The sequence below is a fragment of the Flavobacterium sp. genome (assembly GCF_035760125.1).
Taxonomy (GTDB): Bacteria; Bacteroidota; Bacteroidia; order Flavobacteriales; family Flavobacteriaceae; genus Flavobacterium.
Genome location: NZ_DASTTN010000255.1, coordinates 1 through 9,456, shown reverse-complemented (window position 1 = coordinate 9,456; position 9,456 = coordinate 1). Strand labels below are relative to the sequence as shown.

Annotated in this window: 6 protein-coding genes; all 6 read left to right on the top strand. The window is 32.6% G+C overall.

Annotated elements, in window-relative coordinates:
• A partial coding sequence (locus VFS71_RS09260; protein ID WP_326400838.1) for an Hsp70 family protein occupies positions 1-423 on the top strand: 423 nt, incomplete at its 5' end.
• A 142-nt stretch (positions 424-565) separates the two neighbouring features.
• Positions 566-1,636, top strand: a complete 1,071-nt coding sequence (gene corA / locus VFS71_RS09255) for a magnesium/cobalt transporter CorA (protein ID WP_326400836.1) — start codon at positions 566-568, stop codon at positions 1,634-1,636.
• Positions 1,637-1,754: 118 nt separating this feature from the next.
• A complete protein-coding gene (pta, locus tag VFS71_RS09250; protein ID WP_326400834.1) occupies positions 1,755-3,848 on the top strand; it encodes a phosphate acetyltransferase in 2,094 nt (697 codons plus the stop codon).
• Positions 3,849-3,872: 24 nt separating this feature from the next.
• Positions 3,873-5,072, top strand: coding sequence for an acetate kinase (locus VFS71_RS09245; RefSeq protein WP_326400832.1), 1,200 nt, complete (start codon positions 3,873-3,875; stop codon positions 5,070-5,072).
• An 80-nt stretch (positions 5,073-5,152) separates the two neighbouring features.
• A complete protein-coding gene (locus VFS71_RS09240) occupies positions 5,153-7,915 on the top strand; it encodes a histidine kinase (RefSeq protein ID WP_326400830.1) in 2,763 nt (920 codons plus the stop codon).
• Between the two features lie 242 nt (positions 7,916-8,157).
• The coding region (locus VFS71_RS09235; protein WP_326400829.1) for a TonB-dependent receptor plug domain-containing protein at positions 8,158-9,456 on the top strand (1,299 nt) is incomplete at its 3' end.

Below are 9,456 nucleotides of genomic sequence, written 5' to 3'. Positions count from 1 at the left end.
GGTAAATCTCACGACATTCGTATCGAAGCTTCTTCTGGATTAACTTCTGAAGAAATCGAAAGAATGAAACAAGATGCTGAAGCAAATGCTGAATCTGACAAAATCGCAAGAGAAAGAGCTGAAAAATTGAACGAAGCTGATGGAATGATCTTCCAAACTGAGTCTCAATTGAAAGAACTTGGAGCTAAATTGTCTGATGATAACAAAGTAGCTATCGAGTATGCATTGACTGAATTGAGAATGGCTCACCAATCTCAAGACATTCCTGCAATTCAAACTGCTCTTGACAACATCAATGCAGCTTGGAAAAAAGCTACTGAAGCGATGTATGCTCAAGGAGAACAAGGTCAACAAGCTGCTGAGCCACAAGCTCAAGCACAAGGAGACAATGTTGAAGACGTTGAATTCGAAGAAGTAAAATAATTATTTCTTGTAGAGAAGCTATTTATTGCGTCTTTACAATGATTATAAATGAAAAACCGAGTCAGAAATGGCTCGGTTTTTTTATGCTTTAAAGTCAAATACATTATATTTTTTTTCGTAATATTACTATACAAATTATTTTATGAGAAAGATTAAATACAAGAAAGGCAAACGACTACAGCCTTTTACGCTCGAATATACCGGTTTGCACAGAAACAAAGAGATTGAGATGCAATTGTTTGTTTATGACGATTGTACGGTTGATGAATATGAGAATGGCACTATTGCTAACTTGGAAAAGCATATCGATTTAACTAAAATAAATTGGTTGAATATTCATGGATTAACTGATATTAATTTGCTTAAAGAAATCGCAGACCATTTTAATATAGACGATTTTATGTTGGCTGATATTTTGAATACCACCAAAAGAACTAAACTTGAAGAGGAAAAAGATGTTTTGTTTTTTAATATAAAATCAATGCTGCCTTCAGAAACCACTGATGATATACGAGTGGAGCAGATAAGTTTTTTGTTGAAAAAAGGAATCTTAATTTCTTTTCAGGAAAAAAGAAGCGATTTTTTCACTCATATACGCGAACGCATTCGAACCAATTCTGGAATTGTGCGCACAAAGAATGCAGACTATCTATTGTATATTTTGCTGGATGCCATTATTGGCAATTTTTACATAACACTTGAAAACGAGGAGGATAAGATAGAAGAATTGATAGATTTTACCAAGAATAGCGCCGATCCTATTATATTGGAAAAAATTGAAAAACACAGGGATAATTTTAATTTTTTGAAACGTTCCATTATTCCGCTTCGGGATTCTTTATATGATATAAAAAACATTAAAGAGGATAATGTATTTAATGAAATTGAGCCCGATAATTTTAGCTTTTTTACCCGTTTGCATCAAAAATGCTTAGAACTTTTGGAACAAATAGAGTCGGATATGGGGTCTTTGGAAAGTGCTTCTAATTTCTTTTTTGCGGCTCAAACACATAAGATGAATGAGATTATGAAAACGCTGACCATTATTTCGGTAATATTCATTCCGCTTACTTTTATTGTTGGGGTTTATGGAATGAATTTTGACAATATGCCCGAATTGAGATATCACAATGGATATTATTTGGTGGTGGGTTTTATGTTCTTGGTAGTAATTGGGATGGTTTTTTATTTTAAAAGGCGAAGATGGTTTTGATTTTTGGAATTAAGTAACAGTTTGTTATTTAAAGCTGATTTTGGTCATATTTAGAAGGAAATTAAAGATGTAATTTTGTATAAAGCATTTAAAGAGATTAAATTTTAAAAGTAAGAATATGAAAAAAGCTATATATATCGCAACGATTGAGGAGAATTGCGGTAAGACGATAATTACCTTGGGGTTATTGAGAATGCTGTTGGGAAAGACTGCAAAAGTGGGTTATTTTAGGCCTGTGATTGAAGATTATGAAGAGGGCAAAAAAGACACTCATATCGAGATGGTTATTTCATATTTTGACTTAGATATTCAATATGAAGATGCTTATGCTATTACAAAAAGTAAATTAATCAAGAAAAAAAACAATGGAAAATTAGGTGAAGTTGTTGATTTGATTATTGAAAAATACAAAAAACTGGAAGACCGTTTTGATTTTGTTTTAGTTGAAGGAACAAGTTTTACAGGAGAAGGAACTGTCATTGAATTGGACATGAATGTTCTGATTGCCAAAAATCTTGGGATACCTACTATCATTGTTGGTTCTGGAGAAGGGAAAACATTGGAGGAATTAATCGATAATTTGAATTTAGCTTATAATTCATTTAAGGTAAAAGAAGTCGAAGTATTGGCGGTAATTGCTAATAAAGTGCAGCCCCAAAATTTAGAATTGGTTACAACGGGATTGCAGAAAAGTTTACCAGAATCAATTCTAATCAATTCTATTCCATTAATTGGTAGTTTGAATAATCCTACTATGCAAGAAATTGTAGAAGTATTGGATGCTAAAGTATTATTTGGTCAAGAATATTTGAACAATCAAGTGAGTAGTTATAGCATTGGTGCGATGCAACTGTGTAATTATTTATTACACCTTAAAGAGAATAACCTCATTATCACTCCAGGCGACAGGGCTGATATTATTCTAGGGGCATTACAGGCAAATGAATCTGCTAATTATCCAACAGTTTCAGGTATTGTTTTAACAGGGAATATAATACCCGAGGACAGTATCTTGAAATTAATTGAGGGTTTGTCATCAGTGGTTCCAATTATTACCGTAGAAGGGGGTACTTATCATATTGCCAATCAGATTGGAAATATTAAGCCAAAAATATATGCAAGTAATATTCAAAAAATTGAGACATCGATAAATACGTTTGATAAATACGTTGATTTAGATGTATTAATCGACAAGTTTAATGCCTTCAAAGCGGAAGGAATGACTCCTAAAATGTTTCAATACAATATGGTAAAAAGAGCCAAAGCCCATAGAAAACATATTGTTTTACCAGAAGGAAATGATGAAAGGATTATTATAGCTGCAGCTCGTTTACTGGCCATGGATGTTGTTGATATTTCTATTATTGGAAATAAAAAACAAATAGAAAGTAAAGTAGCCGAATTAGGCTTAGATTTTGATTTCTCTAAGGTGCCTATCATTAATCCAATAGAATCTGAAAACTACGATGATTATGTAAATACCTATTACGAGTTACGAAAAGCCAAAAATGTGACTCTAGGAATGGCAAGAGATTTAATGGAAGATGTTTCCTATTTTGGGACGATGATGGTGTATAAAGGGCATGCAGACGGAATGGTTTCGGGTGCAGCACATACAACTCAGCACACCATTTTACCTGCGTTACAATTCATTAAAACAAAACCAAACTCCTCAGTAGTGTCTTCAGTATTTTTCATGTGTTTGGAAGACCGTGTTTCCGTTTTTGGAGATTGCGCTATCAATCCGAATCCGACAGCGGAGCAATTAGCAGAAATAGCTATTTCATCTGCGGATTCAAGTATTTCTTTTGGAATTGAACCAAAGATCGCCATGTTATCCTACTCATCAGGTACATCTGGAAAAGGGGATGAAGTAGAAAAAGTGAGACTTGCAACCGAAATAGTGAAGCAAAAACGCCCAGATCTTAAAATCGAAGGGCCAATACAGTACGATGCCGCAGTTGACTTAGAAGTAGGGCAAAGCAAAATGCCAAATTCTGAAGTTGCCGGTCGTGCGAGTGTATTGATTTTTCCTGATTTGAACACTGGAAATAATACATACAAAGCGGTTCAAAGAGAAACGGGAGCATTAGCAATTGGTCCAATGTTGCAAGGTTTAAACAAACCAGTAAACGACTTGAGCCGTGGTTGTACCGTCGACGATATCATAAATACAGTAGTAATTACAGCTATTCAAGCACAGGATTTATAGCTTTTTAATTAAATAAAATTTTAAATGAAAATAATAATTATAAACTCGGGAAGTTCTTCTATTAAATATCAATTAATAGATATGCCTGCCAATACAGTTATTTGTAGTGGAATGATTGACAGAATAGGGTTAGAATCTTCAAATTTTAGTTATGTGACCAATTCGGTCAAAGTTGAAGAAACTTTACCAATTGCCAATCATAAAATTGGATTGCAGAAGATTTCTCAATTGTTAATGGATGATAAAGTTGGAGTTATCAAAAGTACTTCAGAGATTGAAGCCGTTGGTCATCGTGTGGTACATGGAGGAAGTGATTTTTCGAATACAGTAACGATTACAAAAGAAGTAAAGGACAAGATACGACAGCTTTCAGATTTAGCGCCTTTGCATAATCCTGCCAATCTAGAGGGGATAACTGTAGCGGAAGAAATTTTCAGTGATGCAACACAAGTGGCTGTTTTTGATACAGCTTTTCATCAAACCATTCCAGTCTTGGCACATAAATATGCGGTACCTAATTATCTTTTGACAGAAAATAAAATACGTGTCTATGGCTTTCATGGAACAAGCCACAAATATGTTTCCGAAAAAGCAATTCGCTATTTGAATGAAAAGAATTCTGGAAAATCATCTAAAATCATTACCATACATCTAGGAAACGGATGTAGTATGACAGCTATAAAAGACGGTAAAAGTATAGATACCACACTTGGTTTTGCGCCAATGAACGGTTTGATTATGGGAACACGAAGCGGCGATGTAGATCAGTCAATAATTTTTCATATGGTTAATTCATTGGGATATTCATTGGATGCCGTGAATAATTTATTGCAAAAACAAAGCGGAATGTTAGGTCTTACCGGATTTAGTGATTTGCGAGATATCGAAAGTAATGCCGAAAAAGGGAATTTGGATTGTCAACTGGCTTTGGATATGAATGCCTATAGGATTAAGAAATTTATAGGTTCTTATGCGGCTGTTTTGAATGGGTTGGATGCTATTATTTTTACTGCCGGTATTGGAGAGAATTCATCATACATCAGAAAATTAGTGTGTACCGATATGGATTATTTTGGATTAGAATTGGATTCTGCCAAAAACGAAATTCGTTCTAAAGAAATTAGGGAAATTAATACTCCAGATTCAAAAACAAAAATTTTGGTTATTCCTACTAATGAAGAAATTGAAATAGCTAATCAGGTTTATGAATTGCTATTAAGTTAAAATGAAATCACATCATCAAAAAGCTTCTGTATTCAGAGGCTTTTTTTGTGAATTTTATTGAAGAAATGTAATTATATTTGATGAAAAATCTTCACGTTTTGAAAGCTAAACTACTCTACATACTCTTTTTTGGTTTTGTGTCATTGCAACTATTTGCTCAAGAGTTGCTTCCTTTTGTTGAAAACTATAACAAATCAAATTATCAAGGAGATAATCAGATTTGGAATATTGTACAAGGAAATGATAAGGCCATGTATTTTGCCAATAATTATTATTTGTTGCGATATGATGGCGTAAAATGGGATAAATATACGCTACCGAACAAAACAATTATTCGTTCCATTATGGTAGATGGAGATCGGATTTATTCAGGTTCTTATCAAGAATTCGGTTATTGGTACCGAAAAGACACCAAGATGCATTATGTTTCTATTACGAAAGGGAAAAAGGTTTTTGATGCAAATAATAATGAAGAAATCTGGAAGATATTCAAGTTCAAAAACAAAATTTACTTTCAGTCTTTTAATGGTATTTTCGTTTTTGATGGAAAGGTTATAAAAGAGATGCCATTTACCTTTTTGATTTCCTATTGCTTTGTTATTGACAATCAAATATTGATTGCTTCAGTTGAAAAAGGAATCTTTCGATTGACTAATGAAAAAATTGAAAAAGTAAATGGATTGTCTCTTTTGGAAAATAATGTAATTCATACTATTCAAAAGCACCAAAATAAAATTTATTTTTTTACAAAAAAAAGCGGCGTTTATGTGCTTGAGAATAATGTTTTGAATCCCTGGAAGAATGGTTTAAATGATATATTGAAAACAGCCAATATAAATATTGCTCAATTCATTAAAAACAATAAATTGATTATAGGAACTGCCAATAAAGGTGTTTATATTTTGGATTTGAATGACGGTTCCTATAAAAATATAAATAGGAATAATGTCTTGATGAACAACTCAATTTTGAGTATTGGTCAGGATAAAGAGAATGATTTATGGTTAGGTCTTGATAATGGAATCGCCCATATCGAAGTTAATTCTCCAATTTCGATATTTTATGACAGTTCAGGGATTTTAGGCTCTGTATATTCAGTGGCAAGTACTCCAAAAGGATATTTGATGGCCTCTAATCACGGTGTTTTTAAATATGAAGACAAGCAGCTTACATTAATTCCCAACACGCAGGGACAAGCTTGGAATATTAGTAAAATTAACGATCAATATCTAATTGGTCATAATGAGGGAACTTATATTTATAAAAACGGATTGTTTGGTAAATTGAGTAACATTAACGGAGGCTGGAATTTGGCCAAAAGCAGTATTAATAATACTTACTTACAAGCGACTTACAGTGGAGTAGTTATTTACAGCGATCCTAATGATTTAAATAAAAAAATAGAGATAAAAGGAATATTGAAGCCTATCAAATATCTTGCACAAAACAGGAAAAACGAAATTTGGGCAGCTGATAATAATAGAGGTTTGTATCATATTCTTTATAATGATGATTATAAGACCACCAAAGTTGATAATGTGACCAAACGCAGTAAAATCAGCAATGACTTTGGGGTTAAGATATTTGAATTCCGAAATGAAATTCTTTTTTTGATAGATAATTCATGGTATACTTTTAATTCCATTACTAATCAATTGGAAGCCAATGAACTTTTTAATGCTAATTTTAAAAACGTTTCTGATATTGTGGCTATCGATGAAAATCATTTTATGGTACTTCAGGATGGGCTTTTGTACCATATATATGCTCATGGTACTAAATTTATCCGAAACAGCATTCAAGAGAAATATTATAAGGGAAAAATCATCAATGATAATTTGAAAGTGTTTAAAGATAAAAATAACTTTCTGCTGAATTTGGATGATGGTTTTATTTCACTTGATTTAAAATACGATGAAAAGAAGAAAACCAATGTAAAGATTGAAGCTTTCAATGATGGTATTTTGGTCGAAAACAATTCAAAAATTAATCATAATTCGGAGCTAAGGATAAATGTAATATCTGGAATTTATGGTGCGACAAAGCCAGATTTGTTTTATAAAATAAATGGGACAAAAGATTTTTTTCCTATCAAAGATGGATTGATTCTTTTGAATAACCTAAGCAGTGGTTCCCACGATGTCACTATCTATAGTAATGACGGTTTAAATTATGATAAAATAGCCAATTTTCAGTTTGTTGTGGCCAAAGCATGGTATTTTTCAGCTTGGATGATTTTCGTATATCTGATTTTGATTGGGCTTATCCTTTATCTTTATTATAAATGGAATAAGATGAAATACATTCAGAAGCTTAAATTGCAAAAAGAAGAATTAAAGCATCAGAAGGAAATTTTGGAAATGGAATTGAAAGCCGAAAATGAATTGAATAGCCAGGAATATGAGAAACATATTTTGGAATTGGAATTGCAATCAAAATCTTCGGAAGTTGCAGGTAAATCACTTTCAATAGCAAAGCAAAGTGAAATGATTGAAAATATTCAGAATATCTTGGATACAGAATCCGATTTTAATAAATTAAAAAGTGAGATTAAAAAAGCCATAAAAATTAATGCTGTCAATAAGCATGAATGGGAAGTTTTTGAAACCAATCTTAATCAGATTAATAATGAATTCATTATTGCCCTTTCGAAAAAATATCCACACTTGACTTCAAAGGATATTAAATTGTGTGTGTACCTAAAAATGAATCTTTCCTCGAAGGAAATAGCCCCAATGATGAATATTTCTTTTAGAGGAGTGGAGCTACATCGCTATCGTCTAAGAAAAAAACTAGGGCTTGCACAAGAGGAAACACTTTCTAAGTTTCTATTATCTGTATAAAAAAAGCATTTTTTTTGTTAATATTATACTTTTTTTATGCTTTTTTTATGGAATTATAATACATCATCACTACATCATCACTCTTCGATGTAGTACTTCATGTTCTTTGTAAACAGCTGTAAAATAAGGATTTATTATCCAATTATCAGGGTTTGATGTATTCGTGTAGTAGTGTCGTTTCGTCTACTACAACGTTGTATTTAGCTAATTTAGCTGAACTAACTTAAACGTTTAACAAACCTATGAGAAATTTTATTTTTAGCTTTTTAGCACTCATTCTACTTCCAGCCTATATGTCTGGTCAAGTAATCAAAGGAAAAGTATCAGATCAGAATGGACTTGGAATCCCTGGAGCATTTGTTGTTGCAGGAAATGTTTCCACTGATACTGATTTTGATGGAAGTTTTAGTATTAATGCCAAAGAGGGCACAATATTAAAAATTAGCTTAGTCGGTTTTGAATCTGTATCAGTTGCTGCAACTTTGACACCAATGACTATAACAATGAAAGAATCCAAAGACACTTCATTAAAAGAAGTAGTAGTTATTGGATATGGTACAAGAAAGAAAATAGATAATACTACCGCTATTTCTTCCATAAAAGCGGAAGAGATTACCAAAACCAAAGTATTGAATGCTTCGCAAGCTATTCAAGGTAAAGCGGCTGGTGTACAGGTAATTTCATCTGACTTGCCAGGTAGTACACCTTCAGTAATTATTAGAGGTTTGGGTACTGCTTTAGGGGGGAGAACCCCTTTATATATTGTTGATGGAATGCAAACAGAAAACATCAATAATATTAACTCAAATGACATTACTTCTTATGAAATTTTAAAAGACGCATCAGCACTTGCAATTTATGGTACAAGGGCAGCTAATGGAGTAATCATTATTACGACTAAAAAAGGAAAAGGTGAGAAAATCTCTGTTGAAATTGAAAGCTTTGCAGGTATGAGAGAGCCTTTGAAAAAGGTAAAAATGGCTGGGAGTAATAAATTTTCTCATTATACGAATGCTGCATTACAAACGACTACATTTTCACAAGACCAGCCTGTAAACACTGACTGGTTTGATGAAATTACGAGAACTGGAACATACACTCAAAATAACGTTTCTATTTCTGGAGCATCGGAAAATATAAAATACTTTTTCAGTTTAGGAAACTACGAAGAAAAAGCAGTTTTAAATGGTTTAGATTATGGTCGTACAACTTTCAGGAATAATAATGAATATAAAATTTCCAAAAAGCTGACTATAAATCAAACTTTTAGTTTTACATCTGCAAAATCTGCACCAAAACCATTGAGTGCTTTTACAAATGCATACAAACAATCACCAATTGTGCCAGTTTATTTTCCTGATGGTAAATATGGTGTTTCTCGTGTAGGTGATGATGGCTTTGCCAGCGAAACTGGATCTTCATTTAACAATGTTGGAAATCCAGTGGCTCAATTGAATTTTTTCGATGAGCAGCAAAGAAGCGTTACCTTACAAGGTGGATTGAAATTGGATTATGAAATTATAAAGTCATTAAAATTTACT